At 67.8% G+C, this 19,434-nt stretch carries 15 protein-coding genes; 7 read left to right on the forward strand and 8 right to left on the reverse strand.

The features are described 5' to 3' along the window. Nucleotides 1-44: 44 nt before the first annotated feature. The gene (locus ACFO5X_RS22505) at nt 45-434 is read right to left on the reverse strand and encodes a hypothetical protein (protein ID WP_380721779.1); all 390 of its coding nucleotides are present in this window, start codon (nt 432-434) and stop codon (nt 45-47) included. Between the two features lie 144 nt (nt 435-578). Here ACFO5X_RS22505 and ACFO5X_RS22510 point away from each other — a divergent pair, with 144 nt between their 5' ends. After that, on the forward strand, nt 579-1,229 hold the full coding sequence (locus ACFO5X_RS22510) for a carbonic anhydrase (protein WP_380721780.1): 651 nt from the start codon (nt 579-581) through the stop codon (nt 1,227-1,229). 9 nt (nt 1,230-1,238) lie between these two features. Here the strand turns inward: ACFO5X_RS22510 and ACFO5X_RS22515 are convergent, their stop codons facing one another. The 5 genes from ACFO5X_RS22515 to ACFO5X_RS22535 all read right to left on the reverse strand — a co-directional run bounded on the left by ACFO5X_RS22515 (nt 1,239) and on the right by ACFO5X_RS22535 (nt 10,814). Further along, nucleotides 1,239-2,852 (reverse strand): DUF4139 domain-containing protein, encoded by a 1,614-nt coding sequence (locus ACFO5X_RS22515; protein ID WP_380721782.1) that lies wholly within the window; start codon nt 2,850-2,852, stop codon nt 1,239-1,241. 63 nt (nt 2,853-2,915) lie between these two features. Next, complete coding sequence (locus ACFO5X_RS22520) at nt 2,916-3,131, reverse strand: hypothetical protein (RefSeq protein WP_380721784.1); 216 nt, start codon at nt 3,129-3,131, stop codon at nt 2,916-2,918. A 71-nt stretch (nt 3,132-3,202) separates the two neighbouring features. Beyond that, nucleotides 3,203-4,984 (reverse strand): gamma-glutamyltransferase family protein, encoded by a 1,782-nt coding sequence (locus tag ACFO5X_RS22525; protein ID WP_380721786.1) that lies wholly within the window; start codon nt 4,982-4,984, stop codon nt 3,203-3,205. Between the two features lie 89 nt (nt 4,985-5,073). Then, nucleotides 5,074-9,051: a translocation/assembly module TamB domain-containing protein gene (locus ACFO5X_RS22530; protein ID WP_380721788.1), complete on the reverse strand. Its 3,978-nt coding sequence runs from the start codon at nt 9,049-9,051 to the stop codon at nt 5,074-5,076. Beyond that, entirely contained in the window at nt 9,051-10,814 is a 1,764-nt protein-coding gene (locus ACFO5X_RS22535) for an autotransporter assembly complex protein TamA (RefSeq protein ID WP_380721790.1), read from the reverse strand. The genes ACFO5X_RS22530 and ACFO5X_RS22535 overlap by 1 nt, the downstream gene beginning before the upstream one ends. Before the next feature lie 272 nt (nt 10,815-11,086). Here ACFO5X_RS22535 and ACFO5X_RS22540 point away from each other — a divergent pair, with 272 nt between their 5' ends. From ACFO5X_RS22540 to ACFO5X_RS22550, 3 genes are all read left to right on the forward strand, one after another. Beyond that, nucleotides 11,087-12,010, forward strand: coding sequence for a LysR family transcriptional regulator (locus ACFO5X_RS22540; RefSeq protein ID WP_380721792.1), 924 nt, complete (start codon nt 11,087-11,089; stop codon nt 12,008-12,010). A 79-nt stretch (nt 12,011-12,089) separates the two neighbouring features. Next, nucleotides 12,090-12,728: a TetR/AcrR family transcriptional regulator gene (locus ACFO5X_RS22545; RefSeq protein ID WP_380721794.1), complete on the forward strand. Its 639-nt coding sequence runs from the start codon at nt 12,090-12,092 to the stop codon at nt 12,726-12,728. Between the two features lie 582 nt (nt 12,729-13,310). Beyond that, nucleotides 13,311-14,402 (forward strand): histidine kinase dimerization/phosphoacceptor domain -containing protein, encoded by a 1,092-nt coding sequence (locus ACFO5X_RS22550; protein ID WP_380721796.1) that lies wholly within the window; start codon nt 13,311-13,313, stop codon nt 14,400-14,402. Nucleotides 14,403-14,410: 8 nt separating this feature from the next. Here the strand turns inward: ACFO5X_RS22550 and uraH are convergent, their stop codons facing one another. Continuing rightward, the gene (uraH, locus tag ACFO5X_RS22555; protein WP_380721798.1) at nt 14,411-14,764 is read right to left on the reverse strand and encodes a hydroxyisourate hydrolase; all 354 of its coding nucleotides are present in this window, start codon (nt 14,762-14,764) and stop codon (nt 14,411-14,413) included. A 141-nt stretch (nt 14,765-14,905) separates the two neighbouring features. Between uraH and puuE the strand changes: the two genes are divergently transcribed. The 3 genes from puuE (at nt 14,906) to ACFO5X_RS22570 (ending at nt 18,286) form a co-directional block, all read left to right on the forward strand. Next, nucleotides 14,906-16,318 (forward strand): allantoinase PuuE, encoded by a 1,413-nt coding sequence (gene puuE / locus ACFO5X_RS22560; protein WP_380721800.1) that lies wholly within the window; start codon nt 14,906-14,908, stop codon nt 16,316-16,318. Continuing rightward, complete coding sequence (locus ACFO5X_RS22565; protein ID WP_380721802.1) at nt 16,315-16,803, forward strand: ureidoglycolate lyase; 489 nt, start codon at nt 16,315-16,317, stop codon at nt 16,801-16,803. Before puuE ends, ACFO5X_RS22565 begins: the two co-directional genes overlap by 4 nt. Nucleotides 16,804-16,864: 61 nt before the next feature. Then, nucleotides 16,865-18,286: a uracil-xanthine permease family protein gene (locus ACFO5X_RS22570; protein ID WP_380721804.1), complete on the forward strand. Its 1,422-nt coding sequence runs from the start codon at nt 16,865-16,867 to the stop codon at nt 18,284-18,286. 136 nt (nt 18,287-18,422) lie between these two features. Here the strand turns inward: ACFO5X_RS22570 and ACFO5X_RS22575 are convergent, their stop codons facing one another. Further along, complete coding sequence (locus tag ACFO5X_RS22575) at nt 18,423-19,391, reverse strand: type I glyceraldehyde-3-phosphate dehydrogenase (RefSeq protein WP_380721806.1); 969 nt, start codon at nt 19,389-19,391, stop codon at nt 18,423-18,425. Nucleotides 19,392-19,434: the final 43 nt, after the last annotated feature.

The following is a 19,434-nucleotide window of genomic DNA, read 5'->3' on the forward strand; positions in this document are numbered from 1 at the left end:
AGCCTAGCGGGCGTCGCGCGGGCCGCAAGGGGGGGTGCCCCGGATCAGACCGAAATGTCCTGCAGATCCCAGACCGCGGTCAGCGAGCGCTCGCCAATGCGCATCAGGCGGAACAGCGTCGCCCCCAACGCGATATGATCGTCGGAGTCGATGGCGCAGGTGACGTCGCCAGCGACCCGCGCGAGGGTCGTCATGCCGACCTGATCCGAGATCGCGATCAGCGACCGCGCGCTCTTGCGGAGATCCCCCAGGGCGTGCGACCGCCACAGCCGTTCGCAATGGGCCAGGCGTACGGCAAGCTCCTCGATCGCGCGCGAGACCACATCCTCGGCCCCGGCCTCGCCGAGTTGCAGGTAGAGCCCGTGCAGGCGGTCGGGATCGAGCCGCACGGTTTCGGATTGTACAAGGTCCAGCACGTCGGCCACCACGATCACCCCAATTTCCCTTTAGCCCCCACGGCCGGTTGGACCTTGCGCCATGGATGTTTGCAAAAGGTTGAGGGCAAGTACATTAATCCCTTAAATTCGGTGAGAAGTCCCGCTATCTGCTGGGCAGGCAAATCTGCAAGGAGAGTCGTTTTGGACAAGGCCCGCCCCCTGCCGCAGTATCTGGTGCAGCGCTATCACGGCTGGAAAGCCACGACCTACAAGGAAAATCAGGCTTGGTACCGCCGTCTGGTCTCGGACGGCCAGCATCCGCGCGCGATGGTGATCTCGTGCTGTGACAGCCGGGTGCACGTGACCTCGATCTTCGGTGCCGATCAGGGCGAATTCTTCATTCACCGCAATATCGCGAACCTGGTTCCGCCCTACGAACCGGACGGCAACCAGCACGGCACATCGGCGGCAGTGGAATACGCCGTGACCGTGCTGCGCGTCGCGCATCTGATCGTGCTGGGCCATTCGCAGTGCGGCGGGGTTCAGGGCTGTCTGGACATGTGCAAGGGCAATGCGCCCCAGCTGGAGCAGAAGGAAAGCTTTGTCGGGCGCTGGATGGATATCCTCAAGCCGAAGTTCGAGCTGGTGAAGGACATCGCCGAGGTGCCGCAACAGACCCGCGCGCTGGAACAGTTCGCGGTGATCGCCTCGCTGGAAAACCTGATGAGCTTCCCCTTCGTCAAACAGGCGGTGGACGAAGGCCAGCTGACCCTGCACGGTCTCTGGACCGATATCGGCGAGGGCGGGCTGGCCTATTACGAGTCCGCGTCGAGCCGCTTTCTTCCGGTGTGACGCCGGCGGCTATTCCAGGACCTTGCCCTCGGGCCAGCTTAGGGTGTGTTCGAGGGTGATGCGCTTTTCCTCGCCGGGCGCGATGTCGACGTCCCAGGCGAGGACGCCGCGCTTGTCCTCCCAGTCGGTGACATCCGGGCGCGGATCGGCCTTCCATGTGATCGTAAGATCGTCCTGTGTCGCATAGGGCAACTGGTCGAGCACCAGCACCTTCCAGCTTTCGCCGGTGAGGTTGCGCAGGGTCAGGCGGGCCGTCTCGGCCTGCTGGTTCGATCGGCTGATGAACCCGCTGTTCCCCTCGTTCTCGGCCGCGATCACACGGTTCAGCAGCAGGCCCTTGATCGGGCCGAAGAACAGATCGGTCTTGTCGTTCGCGGCCAGCCCTTCGGTGGCCGCCGACCCGACGAAGGTGTCGTCGACGTAGAGAGATGACTGCATCGAGGGCAGGATCTCCTCGCCGCTGGTGTTGACCACATGGGCCGAGAGAAAGGCAGGCGTCTCGCCATAGCCGGGCACCGCGCGGGCCGAGACGGTGGCGTCGAGATCAAGCGTGTCGAGCCGCAGCCGCAGGGCATCGGCATCGGTGGCCACGTCGACCGGATCGGGGTAGCGATAGACGGCCACATAGCCGCTGAGATCGGCCATGGCCTTCGTTTCAGCCACAACCACAGGTTCGGCCATCGGGGCGAAACTGACCCCGGCCTCGGCCGTATCGGCCGCGGGATCGGTGATCCGCCGGAGCCGCGGATAGATGTCGCGCGGCTGCATCCGGTCGGCGGGCGCGGCGGTGGAAAGCACGAGGTTGACCGCCCGCCAGCTTTCGCCGGTGTGCTGGGCGACATAGGCGCCCCGGTCGATCGCGAGCCGGCCCGCCTTGCGGTCGAGCCGCAGGTCATAGACCGGCTGCCAGAAGGCATCCTCGGTGTAATAGCTGACGGTCAGCATGCCCTCGGCGGCGGCACCGGCGGAGATCTCCTGAGCGAGATAGGCGCGGGCCTCCTGTTCGGGCGTGAGCGCGTCGAGCGCCTGTTTCGCATCGGCCAGCTGGTCTTCGAGGTCGGGGAGGGCGCGCTCGATCCGGCGCGCGTCAATTTCGCCCGACTGGGCGGCGCGGGCGGCATCCAGCGCCTCGTCACCGATCATCTGGGACAGGGCGCGCAGGGCGTCGATGCCCGCCGTCGCCATCCCTTCGGCCTTGCCGAGGTCGCCGAGAAACTGCTGCCGGATCGCGGCAGCGTCGGCGGCGAGGCGCGCGGTGGCGGCGCGGTCCTTCACGCCGTCAATCTGGCGTTCCAGCGCCTCCACCCTGTCAATCGCGGCCTGCACCTCGGGCGTCGGCGTGCGGTCGCGGGGCGGTGTGTGCTGCTGGCGCAGGGTCAGCGGGCCGGCCTGCGCGCCGTCGACCGAGACGCGGACGTATTCCAGATCGACCGAGGCGGGCAGGTCCTGAAGGATCAGGCGGTGACGGCCGGGGGGCACCGAGAAGGGCACGCGGCGCACGACCTCGGCGCCGATTTCAAAGACGGTGGCATCGGTGACCGGGCTGGAAAGGGTGAACTCCTCGGCCCCGGCAGGGAGGGCGGCGAACAGGGCGATACCGGCCAGGGACAGGGCAAGACGCATGACAATACCTCGGGCTGCAATGCGACCAGCTTCTGGCATCGCGCCTGCCAGATCAAGCGAATGCTACTTGCGGGACGCGGACTGCTTGCCCTCGCGGATCGCCCAGGCGTCGAACCCGGTGATGGCCCGCAGGTCGAATTCAAAGGCGGCGTCGGTCTTGGAGATCTCGGTCAGCATGAATTCACGCAGCACCGCGCCAGGCGTTTCACGCCGTTCGGCGCACATCAGCCAGAACCGCTGCGCCAGATAGGCGGGGCAGTTGAAGTGAAGTTCTTCCATGCGGGCTCCCACGTGTTGGAATCAGGCGTTCCGAACCCTAGCTCCCTGCGGGTTAAGGACCGCCTAATACCCTAGCGCCCAATGGCATAGGCCTGCATCAGCCGCGGAGTCGCCGCTGCGCGGATCAGACCGTCGGGGCCCTGGGAGGCCGCGGTCAGTCGGCCAACAGTCCAGGGGGCGGCGACCTCGACCGCGTGGCCGCGTGCGCGCAGGTCGGCCAGCACCGCCTCGCCCACCGCCGGTTCGATCATCAGGTGGCCCGGGCGCACCTCGCGCGGCCAGAACGACCCCTGGAAATGCGCGGTATGGAACAGCGGGGCGTCCACGGCCTCCTGCAGGTTCAGGCCCTGATGCACGACGCGCAGGAACCAGATCAGCTGCCACTGGTCCTGCTGGTCGCCGCCGGGCGTGCCGAAGGCAAGGCGCCGGCCGTCCGGTCCGCGCGCCATCGAGGGCGAGAGCGTCGTGCGCGGCCGGGTGCCGTGCACCAGAGAGGAGGGCAGGCCTTCGTCCAGCCAGAACATCTGCGCGCGGCTGTTCAGCGGCATCCCCAGGCCCGGCACCACCGGCGAGGATTGCAGCCAGCCACCGGAGGGCGTGGCCGAGACCATGTTGCCCCAGCGGTCTATGGCGTCGATATGCACGGTATCGCCGCGCTTGTCCGAAAGATGGGCCATCGTCGGTTCCCCCGCGCCGACGCCCTTCGCCTCGGTCTGCCGACCGGCGCGCGCGATGGCGGCTTCGGCGAGCTGTTCGAAGCCGGGCAGGCGTCCGGGCCGCTGTTCGACCGAGGCCTGCGCGCCGATCAGCGCGCTGCGCGCCTCAGCATAGTCGCGGCCCAGCAGCGCCTGGTGCGGCCAGTCGCCCGGCGCGTCGCCGTAATAGGCCTCGCGGTCGGCGAAGGCGAGCTTCATCGCCTCGGTCACCAGATGCACGAAATCGGCCGGACGGTCGGGATCCACCGTCATGCCCTCCAGCAGGCGCAGCGTCTGCAGGAAGACCGGACCCTGCGACCAGAACCCGGGCTTGAGCACCTGCCAGCCGTGGTAATCCACATCGAGCGCCGGTTCGTAGCTGGCCTCCCAGTCGGCCATGTCCTGCCCGCGCAGCACGCCCCTGCGCCGGCCGCCTGCGGCGTCCATCACGCAGGCCTCCTGCATCCAGCGGTCGATCGTCTCGGCCACGAAGCCCTTGTAGAAGGCGCGCCGGGCCGCCTCGATCTGCGTCTCGCGGCCGCCCTGCGCGGCCTCGGCCTCGGTCAGCAGCCGGTCCCAGGTGTCAGCCAGCGTCGGATTGGCGAAAAGCGCGCCGCCCTCGGGCGCGGTGCCGCGCGGCAGCCAGGTGGCCGCGCTGGTGGGCCATTCGTCCCGGAAGAAGCCGGCCAGCCCGGCAATCACCCCGGCCGCGCGCGGCAGCATCGGATGGCCGGCGCGGGCATAGTGGATGGCTGGCGACAGGACCTCGCGCAGCGACAGCCGCCCGTGATCGCGCAGCATCACCATCCAGGCGTCGAAGGCGCCGGGCACGACGGTGCCAAGCAGGCCCGAGCCGGGGATGGAGCTGAGCCCCTCGGCGCGCATGTGGGCCATCGTCGCCCCCGCGGGCGCAACACCCTGGCCGCAGATCACCAGCGGGTGATCGGCGCCGGCCGGCCAGATCATTGCCGGCATGTCGCCCAGCGGGCCGTTGAGATGCGGTTCGACCACGTTCAGGGTAAACCCCATCGCCGCCGCGGCATCGGCGGCGGTGCCGCCGAGCTCGAGCATCCGCATCCCGACCGCCGAGGCGATCCAATGGGTCGAGGCGACGGCGCCGAAGGTCCCGCAGATCTCGGGCCGGGTGGTGAAGGACATTCAGGCGCTCCCTTATGCGCGTCGGTTCGGGACGCGCCCGAGATCCGCCACGGATTTCGTCCGGCTTCCCCTTGGGCAACCGGCCCGGCTCAGTAGTCGCGCTCGAAGAACAGCCCGACACCGGTGTCGCCGGTATTGCCGACAGAACCTTTCAAGGTCAATGAATCGGTCAGGTCGAGGTTGAGGTTCACCTCGGTCTCGCCTTCGGCGTTCACGTTCACGTCGGCATAGACCTTTTCGCTGATATAGCTGCCGATCCCGACATTGGCATTGCCGTCGTCATCGGTGCCGAGGTCGAGCGAGTCGACGCCCAGGCCCTTGCGGATATTGCCGAGGAAGCCGCCGCCGCTGCCGCCGAGCGTGGCGAGCTGGGCACCCAGCTGGGCGATCTTGAGCGGCGAGAGTTCGGTGAACTTGTCGCCGAAGAGCAGCAGAGCCAGCGCCTCTTCGCTGGGCCGTTCCGGCACCGAGGTTACCTGGATCACCGGCGCCTCGAGCGGGCCGGCGATCGAGAGTGTCGCGGTGCCATCCCCGGTCGAGGTGCTGGCGCGGAATTCCAGATAGGGTTCGAGCCGGCCCTGCATGGTGATCCGACCCTCGTCGAGCTGGAGGCGCCGCCCGAGGATGTCGAAGACACCGCGGATCAGCGAGATCTGGCCCGAGGGCACGACCCGGTCGGTGGTGCCGCCGACGGTGACAACGCCGCCGAGTTCGGCGTCGAGGCCACGGCCGCGGGCGAAGATGCGGTTGGGCGCGCTGAGCACGAGATCGAGCGCGATGGGCCGCGAGCCGCCACCGCCGCCGCCATTGCCGTTTCCGATCAGACCGGCGCGGGCGCGGGTGCGACGCGAATCCGCAGGTTCGCCGACGTGGAAGATGTCTGGGATCGGTGCCGCGCCGACCGCGCCCGAGGCGGTGGCGACGTTGATCTCGGTGGGCCCGAAGTCGATCCGCCCCGAGAGGGTGCCGCCGCCGGAGGCCGGGCCGCTGAAGCGCAGCTGCCCATCGGCGGTGGTGTTGTAGGTCAGGTTGTCGGTCAGCACGATCCCGTTCAGGGCGATGTCGAGGGCGGCTGTGTTGGGCGAGGCGAGCCCGGCGGTGCCGCTGACCCGGAAGCCGCCGCCGGCGCGCGAACTGCCCGAGAGGTCGATCCGCGCGGTGCCGTCGGCCATGCGGACGGTCGCATCTATCCCGGTCAAGGCCTGCGCCACGCTCGGAATCGCCACGCTGGCGCCCGAGGTGGTGACGGTGCCGCCAAGAGCGTCCAGCCCCGGGGTGCCCCTGAGGGCGAGGTCGAAGCGGGCGAGGCCTGACATTGTATTGGGCCGCACGAAGGCGTTGGCCAGGCCCAGCTGGGCCTGGCCCCTGGCCGTCATGTCGGCAATCTTGCGGTCTTCGTCGTAGGTGCCGAGCATCGCGGCCTCGATCCCGCCCGGTCCGGTCGCATCGGCGTCGAGCGACCATTCCGCGCCCTTGCGCGCTGCGGTGCCGCGCGCCTTGAGGGTGCCGGGGAACTGACGGACGATCCGGTCGAGCCGCGCCAGCGCCGCGTCGAAGGCAAGCGCGACGTCGCCCGAGCTTTCCTCGAAGTTGCCGTCGAAGCGGCCCGAGATGCCGGCCGAGCCGTTCACGTCGGCCTCGCCCTGCCAGTGGCCGTCGCCCGAGCGTTCAGCCAGGCCGCGCGCGGCGAGGTCGCCACGCAGTTCGGGCACAAGTCGTTCCAGCCGCTCGAACAGCGCATCGAACGTCAGTTTCGCGTCGCCGGTCGCTTCTTCGTAGGTTGCCTCGAAGGTGCCGTCGATCCCGGCAGTACCCTCGGTGCGCACGTCCGCGCGCCAGGTGCCGTTCTCGTTGCGGCTGGCCATGCCGCGCGCGCCAAGCTTGCCCTTGAGCTGGGGCACCAGCCGTTCGAGCCGGTCGAGCGCCGCGTCAAAGCCGATATCGGCGATGCCGGTGACCTCGCTGAAACGCGCGCGGAACTTGCCCGAGAGACCGGCGGTGCCGCTGGCCTCGGCGCCCACGGTCCATGCGGCTTCGGTGGTGCGGCTGGCACGGCCTTCGGCGGCCAGCACACCGTCGAGTGCGGGCACCAGCCGGTCGAGCCCGCCAAGGCGGGCGCGATAGGTCACGTCCAGCGCGCCGTCCAGGCTGGCAGTGCCGTTGGCCACGGCGAAAGAGCTGTTCGGTCCGGAGAAGCGGACCTCGCCCGTGATGTCGCGGTCCTTCTGGGTCAGATCGCCCGTCAGCGTCACCGGGCCGGGGAAGGCCGGAACGACTTGCCCGAATTCGTCCAGCGCGGCGCGGAAGGTGACGTCGGCCTGGCCGGTTTTCAGGGTGCCGCGCGCATTGGCCGAGATGGCCTTGCCGTCGAGCGTGAAGGCGCGCAGCGTGGTGCCTGTCTCGTCGCGCCGCGCGTCGAGCGCCACGGTGGTGCGCCCGGCGATCAGCGGGTCGACCTGCGCGATGCCGGTGGTCAGGTCGTCGGCCTCGGCGTCGAGGCGGAAATCGAAGGCGCCGCCCAGCGGCACGCCGTTGCCGACCAGACGCAGGCTGGCTGCGCCGCCGAGATCGACGTCGGCCAGACCGGCAAATCGGCTGAGATCGGTCGCCTCGACCTCGGCCTGTCCGTCCACCGCGAAGCCGGTGGCCAGACCGTCGATCCGGGCGGTAAGCCGCGCAGTGTAATCTTCTCCGGTCAGCACCATCTGTTCGAGGGAGAGCGCGGTGCCACCCGCCCAGGCGAACCGGCCGTCCAGCTGCACCTGGGCCCCGACCGCCTGCTGCAAAGCCTCGTCATGCAGGTCGAGCCCGGTCAGACCGGCGCTGAGCGTGCCGTCGAGCCGGGGCTGGTCGCCCTGTTCGAAATCGCCGGAGGCCGTGATCCTGGCCTCTTCGACGGTGATGCCGCTGCGGTTCAGCCCATCGACGCGGGTGGTCAGGGTCCAGCTGTTGCCGGTGGTGATGTCGAAGCCGCCGCGGACTTCGGCGTGGCGCACCTGCACCGCCGGTTCGCCGAGCGGGAGCACGACGGTCTGGCCTTCGGGCGGGGTGATGGTGCCGGCAAGGTCGGCCTTCGTGAGCCGGCCATTGCCGTCGATGGCCAGCGCGCCGGACAGATCGAGCGCGTTGGCCTGAACCGAGAGCTGGGGTATCGAAAGGCTGCCGTCCGCGCCGGTCACACCCTGCAGCAGCAGGTGGGCGTCGGTGCCGAAGAACTCGCGGTAACTTTCGGCGAGGATCGGGGTGATATCGCCGCCCAGATCGGCGCCGAAGGCCAGCCCGCCGCCTTCGTCGTTGCCGAGCGTGACCTTGCCGCGGACCCGCTCGGCGCCATCGGTCGCCAGCGCGATGTCGGCGGCAAAGTCGCCGACGGGGCCCTCGCCCTTTACCGTGAGGTCCACCGAGGGCCTGCCCGGAATGCTCAGGAGTTGCGAGACCAGCCCGCCCTCGGCTTCGGTGACTTCGAGGTCGAGTCCGATCTGGCGGCTGTCGTTGGCATAGGTGGCGGTCAGGGCGATCCGGTCCGATGGACGGTCGATGCGCTCTACCTCGATCTTGGTGTCGAGCGCGCCGCTGATCAGCGAGAGCCGCCCGTCGGCGGTCAGATCGGCGGCAATGCCCGCCACCGGCTGGGCCAGCGAGAGGCGGCCGACCGAGAGCTTGTCGATGGTGATGCCGACCGGAAGGTCGGGCAGGCTGAAGGGCTGGGCCTCGGGCGTGGGCAGATCGTCGGTCGTGGTGGTGCCGGGCTTGCGCGCGACCTCGATGGTCTCGGCGGTAAGCTGGGTGACGACGAGATTGCCCCGCAGCAGGGCGCTGCGGTTCCAGTCGAGCACGGCGCCGGTGATGGTCAGCCAGACACCCTCGTCATCGGCGACGGTGAGCCGTTGCAGGGTGGCACGGGAACTGAGCGCGCCGTCCAGCCCGGTCACGGTCACAAAGCGATTGTCGCCCGACAGCGAGCTTTCCAGGAAATCGACGATGAAGCCGCCCGACTCTTTCTCTTGCGCCGCAAGCGGCGTGGCGAGGCACAGGGTGACGGAGGTTGCGAGGAGAACGCGCCGCATCAGAAGGACTGCCCGATACCGAGATAGAATTGCAGCCCGTCATCGGTTGTCCCGCTGACCGGTGCGGCGATGTCGAAGCGGATCGGGCCGAAGGCGCCGATGTCATAGCGCAGGCCGATGCCCGCGCCCGAATGCGACTCGGCGCCCGAGCCGACAAAGGCGCTGCTGTCGACCGCGCCGTAATCGAAGAAGCCGACCACGCCGATCTTTTCCGTGACCTTGGCGCGCACCTCGGCGCTGGCCACCAGGATCGAGCGGCCGCCGGCCACATCGGTGCCGACGGGAATGCCGAGCGACTGGTAGGGATGGCCGCGCACGGTGCCAGCGCCGCCCGAGTAGAACAGAAGGTCTGGCGAGATTTCCGACAGGCTGGCTCCGACGACCGAGCCGAGCTGCAGGCGCCCGGCCAGCACGATCGATCCGCTTTCGCTGAGGCTGAGATAGGCGCGCGTGTCGATCTTGGCGGCCACCCCCGAGGCAGACTGGCCGAAGCCGGTGAACGGGGTGACGGTGGCATCGACGAAATAGCCGCGTGTCGCGTTGTTGGTGGAATCCCGTTTGTCGAGCTGCACGTGAAGGGGCAGCGACAGCAGGTTGAAGTCTCGGTCGCCGAAGGCATCGGTCGCCCGCGCGGTGGAGAGAGTCAGCGAGGCCTCGCCGAACAGCTGGTCGGATTTGGTGCGCCGGATACCGACGCCGATCAGGAAGCGGTCCATGTTGTAGTGCAGCCGCTCGATCCGTTCCAGTTCGGTCAGGAAGAAGACATTGTTGTCGCGGCCAAGACGGGCCGGCATGTCGAGGCGGGCGGAGACCAACCCGTCGATGGGCTGGTCGCCGCCGATGTTGCGGACATCGGCCTCCAGCCGCAGACGCTCGGCATTGCCGAAGAGGTTGCGATGCAGCCAGACCGCCGACAGGTTGACGCCCGAGCGCGATTGCACCTCGGCGCCGAAGGTGATGCGCCGTGGCAGCTGTTCTTGCACCTCGGCGGTGAAATCGAGCGTGCCGTCGGCATTGGCGGTCTCGGACTCGACGATGCTGACCGATTTGAAGGCGCCGGTGCGGCGCAGCCGGGCGCCGAGCCTTTTGACGGTTTCGGGGTCGTAGATTTCGCCCGTCGGAATGCCGGCGATGCGCAGGATGGCTGCCTCGCGCACCCGGTCCTCGCCGGTGACGTAGAGCTTGCCAAAGCGCAGCTGGCGGCCCGGCAGAAGGCGGATATCGGCATCGAGCTCGGCGCTGGGATGGATCGCGGTGATGCGTTGCTGGCCAACGGCGACCTTGGCATAGCCCGCCCGCCGCCAGCCGTCGCGGGCGGCGGCGCCGGCGTCGCGGATCACCGCCGTGCTGGCGGGCCGGCCCGGCGCGAAATCGGGCGGAAGTTCGGTGTCCTGCGTCACCGGCGCGATGCGCGCGGTGCGAAAGCGGAAGGGGCGCCCCGGTTCGACCGTGATCGCGACCTTGGCCACCTGCTGCGGCGGGCTGATCGAAGAGATCTCGGCCGCCTCGCGTCCGTCCAGGCGGATCGAGACCACCGGGCTGAAATAGCCCGCGTCATACAACACCTGGACCAGCGTGCGATAATCCGAGAGGGCGGCGGCATAAAGTTCCTGTGCGCCTTCGACCTTGGCGTTGCTGGCCGCCAGAACCGCCGAGGCGGCGCGCAGCCGGTCCGTCACCGCATCCGGCGCTCCGGGCGCGGTCAGCACGGTTTCTGCGGCCTCCGCCGCCGGAGGGATCATCAGGAATGCCAGTGCGGCCATCGCGCCGCGTGTCCAGCCGACTTGCCGCTTATGCCCCGATTTCGTCACGCGCCTGTCACCCTGTCACCGTCCGGTTCCAACCATTGGTCCGGCCCCCAAGACCTAGCACCTCTTGACCACCGAGTTAAACGCGAAAGGACGGGCCCGGTTGCCGGAAAGGCGGATTTTGGTATGGGCGCGATGCCTGTGTTGCAAACCGCGCAGACTGGCGATCCGATGTGTTCTTCGGTATTGATTGACAGTAGGGCGGAACTGTCAAAAATCTACGCAAAATGTCCCATCTCGACAACATCCGCACCTTCGTCCGCGTCTACGAGCTTGGCAGCATGTCCGCCGCCGGGCGCGATCTGCGGGTGTCGCCTGCGGTGACGTCGGCGCGGATTTCCCAGCTGGAGGATCATCTGAACGTGCGGCTTTTCCAGCGCACGACGCGGAACCTGTCGCCGACCGAGCATGGCCGCGCCTTCTATGAGGGGGCCTGCGCCGTGCTTGAGACGCTGGAACAGGCCGAGGCCTCGGTCATGCGGCTGACCGACAGCCCGCGCGGTTCGCTTTATGTCGCCGCGCCGCTGGGGGTGGGGCGCCGGCTGATCGCGCCGCAGGTGCCGGAGTTCCTGGCGCAATATCCCGAGATCGACTTCCGCCTGCGGCTGTCGGACCGGACCGTCGACCTGACGACCGAGGGGCTGGATCTGGCGTTCTTCCTGGGCCAGCCCAGCGACAGTACGCTGCGGATCCGCAAGATCGCCGACTGCCGCCGCCTGCTGTGCGCCGCGCCGTCCTATGTCGCGCGGCGGGGGATGCCGGCAAATGGCGCCGAGCTGATCCGCGACCGGCACGACTGTCTGAACCTGCGGTTTCCGGGCGCGACCGAGTTCCAGTGGACCCTGCTCACCCCCGACGGCCCGCAGCGCTTTGCTGTGACCGGGCGCTGTGAATGCGACGACGGCGACGTGCTGACCGACTGGGCGCTGGACGGTCACGGCATCGTGCTGAAGCCGGAGTTCGAGGTGGCCGACCATCTGCGCGCAGGCCGGCTGGTGGCCGTCGCGCAGGAGACGCCGCCGCTGCCGGTGCAGATGGCCTGCCTTTATTCGCACCGCCGCCATCAGGACCCGAAGGCGCGGCTGTTCATGGATTTCACCGCCCAGCGGATTGCCCGGATGATCCGCGAGGCGGAGGACAAGGCGGCATAGGATCAACCGGAGGCTTTGACTTTCGGCAAGGCGTGGTATCGTCGGGGGACCCAGAGCCCTGATCACCGGACGCCCGAAATTGACGACCCGCGACTCTTCCGCCGAAAAGAAGCCGCAGATCCTTGCTGCCGCCGCGACGCTTGTCAGCACCCGTGGACTGCAGGCGCTGTCCTTCGAGAACGTGGCGAACGAGGCCGGGCTGTCGCGGCAGCTGGTGCGCTATTACTACGCGGATGTGGACGCGCTGATCGTCGAGCTGTGCGACTATCTGGCCAATACCTACCGCGAGATCCTGCTGAGCGGGATCGTGCAGGTGGGCAAGGTGGAGCGGCTGGATTTCTTCCTCGACTTCTTCTTCGACCTGGCGGCCGGGCATCCGATGCCGGGCAACCTGGAAGCCTATGACGCGCTGATCGCCTATTCGGTCGGGTCCGAGCGGCTGCGGAACCGCATGTGCGACCAGTATCGCACGCTGGGCCATGTGGTGGTGCACGAGCTGGCTATTGCCCACCCCGAACTGGGCGTGACGGCCTGCGAGGAGCTCTCGTTCATCTTCGTGTCGATGATGCATGCGCACTGGAGCTTTGTGGCGAGCCTCGGTTATTCGCGCGAGCACGGGCGGCTGGCCCGCAAGGCGATCGACCGTTTGATCCGGTCCTATCTCGACGAGGCGCCGGTGGCGCCGGTGATGGAAAAGCCCTGGGCACGGAACAAGTGAGTCGCGCCTAACGGGCGCGCAACATCCAAAAAGCGGTGAAATCGGGCTTAGCGGCAGGGGAGGCGTGTTTTTCTTTTTGAAAAAAATGAACCTGCGCGGCGGGGCCTCCGCCCGCCTCGGGACGCGGAAAAATCCGAAGGGATTACTACTATCAGTGTAGCTATCCAGGAGCGCGCCCGCATGACGTGTTTCCGGTTCGGAAATCGTCGCAAGCGCGCGTTGACAGACCCTCAGGATGTGGCATTCCGTGGGGTCACTGGGTGATTTCCAGACTGTTTTTTCGAGAGGGGGAAGACAGGACATAGCAGTAAATTTAGGCGGCAGGCTGCATTCGCGCTGGGTGCGGAAGCGTCGGTTGCCCCGGACACAGACGAAGAACTCTTTCTATTACCTACCTTTTTCGGGCGGCATCCCACCTTGTGGCGGGGTGCCGTCCTATTGCTGCCGATGGGTGGCGAAGGATGCGTGAGGTGACCTGCCCTGGCGCCTTGGCAGACCTGTCGAAATGGCAATTGGAAATGCCCCGGTGCGCTGTTACTTAGCTGTCGTTTTCCCGTACCAGTGTGACCAGAAACCGCGACAATGTTGGCCGATTCCCATCCCCGCCAGGGCGAACGTCTGGACGCGTTGCGCGCCTATGACATCCTCGACACCCAGCCAGAATCCGATTTCGACGACTTCGTGAATCTTGCCGCCCGCATCTGCGACATGCCGATCGCGCTGGTCAGCCTGGTGAGCCATGACCGCCAGTGGTTCAAGGCCAAGACCGGTCTTGACGCAAGCGAGACGCCGCTCGACCAGTCGATCTGCTCTCATGCCATCCTGGAGGACGGGCTGCTCGAGATCCACGACACCCGGACCGATCCGCGCACCGTGGAAAACCCGCTGTGCGTGGGGGAGAATGCGATGCTATTCTATGCCGGCGCGCCTCTGGTCACTGCCGAAGGGCTGCCGATCGGAACGCTGTGCGTTCTGGATTACAAACCGCGCCGCCTGACCGACCTGCAACGCGACACGCTGAGGCTGCTGGCCCGCCAGGTGATGAAACTGCTGGATCTGCGGCAGTCGCTGCGCGACCGCGAGGCGCTGCACCGCGAGATGGACCACCGGGTGAAGAACTCGCTGCAATCGGTTTCCTCCGTGGTTCGGCTCTATGCGCGTGGCGTCACCGATCCGGCAGCGTCCGAGGTGCTGGAGGCGGTGCAGCGCCGCATCAACTCGGTCGGGGCGCTGCACGAGGCGCTCCAAGGCGCCGAGGATTCCCACAGCGTCGACGTGGCGGACTATCTCGGGCGGGTCTGCGGATTGATCGAAAGCGCCGCGCCGGAGGGGGTTACGGTGGTTCACCGTCTGGCCAGCGTGCGCCTGTCGGCACGCAAGGCGGTTGGTCTGGCCATGATCGTGAGCGAATTCATCGCCAATTCGATCAAGCACGGATTTGCCGACGGACGCGCCGGCACCGTGAGTGTCACGCTGGAACCCGAGAGCGAGGGGGCCATGCGCATGATCTGTCAGGACAATGGCATCGGCCTCCGCAGCGACGACCCCGACCCCAGCCATGCCGAGGGGCTGGGCCGCGCTCTGGTCGAGGCCGCAGCGACCAAGATCGCGGGCCGCCTGGAACAGCATATCGACGAGAGCGGCAGCCGCCTGACCCTGACCTTTCCGGTCTGAGCGGGCCGTCAGCTGCCGCGATAGGTGGAATAGCCGTAGGGCGAAAGCAGGAGGGGCACATGGTAATGCGCCTGCTCTGCCATGCCGAACCGGATCGGCACCTGATCGAGGAACAGCGGATCCTCCGTCGTCTGCCCGGTGCGGCGCAGATAGTCGCCGGTGAAGAAAACCAGTTCGTAGGTGCCGGTGGCGAATTCTTTCTCGGGCAGGATCGGCGTGTCGGTGCGGCCGTCGCCATTGGTCACCGCCTCGGCGATCTTGCGGTGGGAATTGCCGCTGACCCTGTAGAGCGCGATGGCGATGCCCTCGGCCGGGCGCCCCAGGGCGGTGTCCAGAACATGGGTTGTCAGATATCCGCTCATTGGCTTGCCCTCCGGTCGCCCCTTTCCTGTGCCGCAGGCGCAACCATTGTGCAAACCCGCCATGTTTGACAATGCTTTTGCTGTTTTTTGAAAATGCCCGTGCCAACAATGACGTAGAACGGGCCAAACGGAGTGCCCAGGATGAACAGATACCCGCGCGACATGATCGGTTATGGCGCGACCCCGCCCGACCCGCAGTGGCCCGGCGGCGCGCGGATCGCGGTGCAGATCGTCCTGAACTACGAGGAAGGCGGCGAGAACAACATCCTGCATGGCGATGCCGCCTCCGAAGCCTTCCTGTCCGAGATCGTCGGCGCGGCGCAATGGCCGGGGCAGCGGCACTGGAACATGGAGTCGATCTATGAATACGGCGCGCGCGCCGGGTTCTGGCGGCTGCATCGCCTGATGAAGGATCTGCCGATCACCGTTTATGGCGTCGCCACCGCGCTGGCCCGCTCGCCGGATCAGGTGGCGGCGATGCAGGCGGCCGGCTGGGAGATCGCGAGCCACGGGCTGAAATGGATCGAACACAAGGACATGCCCGAGGCTGACGAGCGCGCGGCCATCGCCGAGGCGATCCGGCTGCATACCGAGGTGACCGGCGAGGCGCCGCGCGGCTGGTATGAAGGGCGCGCCTCGATCAACACGGTGCGGCTGGCCTCGGAGACCGGTCAGTTCGACTATGTCGCCGACACCTATGACGACGATCTGCCCTACTGGACGAAGGTGGGAGCGCGCGACCAGCTGATCGTGCCCTATACGCTCGACTGCAACGACATGCGATTCGCGACCCCGCAGGGCTTCAACTCGGGCGATCAGTTCTTTGCCTATCTGCGCGACACCTTCGACGCGCTTTATGCCGAGGGCGCGGCGGGGCAGGCCAAGATGATGTCGGTCGGGCTGCATTGCCGCCTGGTCGGGCGGCCGGGGCGCATTCGCGCGCTGGAAAATTTCCTGGCCCATGCAAGGTCGCACGACCGGGTGTGGTTCGCCACCCGCCTGCAGATCGCCGAACACTGGGCCAAGGTGCATCCGCCGGCCGAGCGCCCGCGTCCGCACCTGATGGAGAAGGACGCCTTTGTCGCGGCCTATGGCGGTATCTTCGAACACTCGCCCTGGATTGCCGAACGCGCCCACGAGCTGGAACTGGGCCCCGCACACGACACCGCCGGGGGCCTACACAATGCGCTGGCGCGTGTGTTCCGCACGGCCTCGGACGAGGAGCGGCTGGGCGTGCTGACGGCGCACCCCGATCTGGCCGGCAAGCTGGCGGCAGCGAAACGGCTGACGGCCGAGTCGAGCGCCGAACAGGCGAGCGCGGGGCTGGACGCGCTGACCGACGAGGAACGCGCGCAGTTCACGCGGATGAACGCCGCCTATGTGGAGAAATTCGGCTTTCCCTTCATCATCGCGGTGCGCGACCACAGCCGTGCGTCGATCCTGGCCGCCTTCCGCGCGCGGCTGGAGAACGACCGCGCCACCGAATTCGCCACCGCCTGCCGGCAGGTGGAACGCATCGCGTACCTGCGGCTGGGGGCGCTGTTGCCCGCATGAGCCGCGACATCGCCATCCGCCCGATCACCGCCGCGGCCTTCGCGCCCTTCGGTGACCTGCTGGACTGCGAAGGCGAGCCTGACAGGATCATCAACGCCGGGATGTGCGGCCGCTGGCACGACCGCGCCACGCTCGATTTTGGCGACGGGCGCGCCGGGGTCAGCCTGTTCAATGCCATCCCGCGCGAGCTGCCCTATACGCTCGACCTGGTCGAGCGGCACCCCGAGGGCAGCCAGTGCTTCGTGCCGATGTCGCTGACCCCCTTCCTGGTGATCGTCGCCGCCGACATGGGCGGCACGCCCGGCCAGCCGCTGGCCTTCGAAACCGCGCCGGGGCAGGCGATCAACTTTCACCGGGGCACCTGGCACGGCGTGCTGACGCCGCTGCATGCCCCGGGGCTCTTCGCCGTGATCGACCGGATCGGTCCGGGCGCCAATCTCGAGGAATACCGGTTCGACGCGCCGTATCGCATCGACCGCAGCTGATCCGAAGCCGCCCGACAGAGGCGGCCGGTGGAACGACCTGCAACGGATAGGGAACAGGGAAATGGCTTATACCTCGCTCGGCACGCCCGAGCAATTGCGCGATCCGAATTACACCCCGGCACTGGCCCAGGCCATTCCGCTGGGCATCCAGCACGTGCTGGCGATGTTCGTCTCGAACGTCACCCCCGCCATCATCGTCGCCGGCGCGGCGGGGATCGGCTTCGGCTCGGACCAGGGGGCGCTCGGCTTCCCGGACATGAGCTACATGATTCAGATGTCGATGCTCTTCGCCGGCATCGCGACTCTGTTCCAGACCATCGGCTTTGGCCCCGTGGGCGCGCGGCTGCCGATCGTGCAGGGAACCTCCTTCGCCTTCGTGCCGATCATGATCCCTGCCGTCGCGGGGCTGGGTGCCGGGGGATTGGGCGGCTTGATGACCGGCGTCATGCTGGGCGGCATCTTCCACTTCTGCCTCGGCTTCATCGTCGGGCGCATCCGCTTTGCCCTGCCGCCGCTGGTGACCGGGCTGATCGTGTTGATGATCGGCCTCGCGCTGATCAAGGTCGGCATCCAGTATGCCGCGGGCGGCGTTCTGCGCCACACCGCGGCGCTGGATCTCGCCGCCGCCGGCAAGCTTGGCACCGATGTGGCCGAGCGCACGGTGGGGATGGCCGACAGCTTCGGCTCCTGGGCCTATTGGGGGCCGGCCATCGTCGTGGTACTGGTGACGCTGGCGATCAAGTTCTTCGCGCGAGGTTTCCTCTCGGTCGCGGCCGTCTTCATCGGCATCGTCGCGGGCTATCTCGTCGCGGCGGCGATGGGGCAGGTGAGCTTTGCCAATGTCGGCAAGGCGGCGCTGTTCGAGCTGCCGGTGCCGTTCAAATACGGCTTTCAGATCAACTGGGCCATCGTGATCGGCATGTGCTTCATGGCCATCGTCTCGGCCATCGAAACGGTGGGCGACACCAACGGGATCACCAAGGGCGGCGCCGGGCGCGAGGCGACCGACAGGGAGGTGGCGGGCGCCACCTTCGCCGACGGTCTGGGCACCGCCATCGCCGGCGTCTTCGGGGCGCTGCCGAACACATCGTTCAGCCAGAACGTCGGGCTGGTGGCGATGACCGGGGTGATGAGCCGCCATGTGGTCACCATCGGCGCGCTGTTCCTGATCGTCTGCGGGCTGATGCCGGTGGTCGGCGCGGTGATCCGCACCATGCCCGAGCATGTGCTGGGCGGCGGCGTGATCGTGATGTTCGGCATGGTCTGCGCCAGCGGCGTCAACATGCTGTCCGAGGTGACCTGGAATCGCCGCAACATGGTGATCTTCGCCACGGCGCTGTCGGTCAGCTTCGGCCTGCAGCTGGTGCCCGAAGCGCTGCAGCACCTCGGCCCGACGCTCAGGATCCTGCTGACATCGGGCCTGCTGCCGGCGGCCTTCATCGCCATCGTGCTGAATCTCGCCCTTCCGGAAGAGCTGGACTGAGAGGCCGGAGGGGGCTTTGCCCCCGCCGCCCGTTCCGGGCGGCCCCCCAGGATATTTATGGCAAGAGGAAAAGCAGGCCGCCTTTTCCTCTTGCTGAAAATATCCCCCGCGGAGCGAATCCGCCGCAAGGCGGATGTCAGGCGCGCGCCATCAGCGCCGCGACGTCGAGCATGCGCGCCGAAAAGCCCCATTCGTTGTCATACCAGCCGAAGACGCGCACCTGAGGTCCGACGGCGCGGGTCTCGGGGCCGGCGATGACCAGCGACTCGGGTCGCGCGCGGAGATCCGAGGAGACCAGCGGCAGGTCGGTCCAGCCCAGCACCTCCGAGGCCGCGACCGCCGCGCGCAGCGCCTCGGGCGACACCGGGCGCGCGAGCTGGGCCACCAGGTCGACCGCCGAGACGCTGGCGACCGGCACCCGCACCGCGGCGCCGGTGATGCGGCCGGCGAGTTCGGGCAGCACCTCGTCCACCAGATGTGCGGCGCTGGTGGTGGTGGGCACCATCGACTGGGCGCCGCCCCGGCTGCGGGCAAAGTCGCCGCGCGGCGCGTCGACCATGGGTTGGCTGTTGGTATAGCAGTGGATCGTGGTCATATGCGCCCGCTCGATCCCGCCGAGACCGTGAAGCAGTTTGGCCAGCGGTGCCAGCGCATTGGTGGTGCAGGAGGCGTTCGACACCACCTTTGCGTCCCCCAGCGCGTGGTCGTTGGCGCCCAGCACCACGGTCAGTTCGGCCGCGGGCGAGGGGCCGGAGATCAGCACCTTGCGCGCGCCCGCCGCGATCCCGCGCCGGGCCACATCCGAGGTGCGGGCGATGCCGGTGCAGTCGAGCAGCACGTCGACGCCGGTGAGGTCGACCTCGGAGAGATCGGCCGAATGGCTGACCGGGATGCTTCGCCCGGCCACGTCGATCCGCCCCTCTGTCGTCGTCACCGGCGAAGGAAACGGCCCGAAGGTGCTGTCCCAGGCAAAGAGATAGGCGCACATGTCCAGCGGTGCGATATCGTTGATCCGCACCACGTCGATATCCCGGTCCGCGCCGGTCAGAACCTGGCGCAGCACGGTGCGGCCGATCCGGCCGAATCCATTGATGGCGATCCGCATGGGCGAGGTATGCCAGCGGCTCCGGCGCGCCGCAATGGGGGGC

Origin of the sequence: Seohaeicola nanhaiensis (assembly GCF_042654245.1) — a bacterium.
GTDB lineage: Bacteria > Pseudomonadota > Alphaproteobacteria > Rhodobacterales > Rhodobacteraceae > Seohaeicola_A > Seohaeicola_A nanhaiensis.

Coding starts and splice junctions, on each gene's coding strand:
- ACFO5X_RS22535 (WP_380721790.1), bottom strand. CDS start 10,814: ATGGCCGCACTGGCATTCCTGATGATCCCTCCGGCGGCGGAGGCCGCA.
- ACFO5X_RS22540 (WP_380721792.1), top strand. CDS start 11,087: ATGTCCCATCTCGACAACATCCGCACCTTCGTCCGCGTCTACGAGCTT.
- ACFO5X_RS22570 (WP_380721804.1), top strand. CDS start 16,865: ATGGCTTATACCTCGCTCGGCACGCCCGAGCAATTGCGCGATCCGAAT.
- ACFO5X_RS22565 (WP_380721802.1), top strand. CDS start 16,315: ATGAGCCGCGACATCGCCATCCGCCCGATCACCGCCGCGGCCTTCGCG.
- puuE (WP_380721800.1), top strand. CDS start 14,906: ATGAACAGATACCCGCGCGACATGATCGGTTATGGCGCGACCCCGCCC.
- ACFO5X_RS22575 (WP_380721806.1), bottom strand. CDS start 19,391: ATGCGGATCGCCATCAATGGATTCGGCCGGATCGGCCGCACCGTGCTG.
- ACFO5X_RS22550 (WP_380721796.1), top strand. CDS start 13,311: ATGTTGGCCGATTCCCATCCCCGCCAGGGCGAACGTCTGGACGCGTTG.
- ACFO5X_RS22520 (WP_380721784.1), bottom strand. CDS start 3,131: ATGGAAGAACTTCACTTCAACTGCCCCGCCTATCTGGCGCAGCGGTTC.
- ACFO5X_RS22530 (WP_380721788.1), bottom strand. CDS start 9,051: ATGCGGCGCGTTCTCCTCGCAACCTCCGTCACCCTGTGCCTCGCCACG.
- ACFO5X_RS22525 (WP_380721786.1), bottom strand. CDS start 4,984: ATGTCCTTCACCACCCGGCCCGAGATCTGCGGGACCTTCGGCGCCGTC.
- uraH (WP_380721798.1), bottom strand. CDS start 14,764: ATGAGCGGATATCTGACAACCCATGTTCTGGACACCGCCCTGGGGCGC.
- ACFO5X_RS22515 (WP_380721782.1), bottom strand. CDS start 2,852: ATGCGTCTTGCCCTGTCCCTGGCCGGTATCGCCCTGTTCGCCGCCCTC.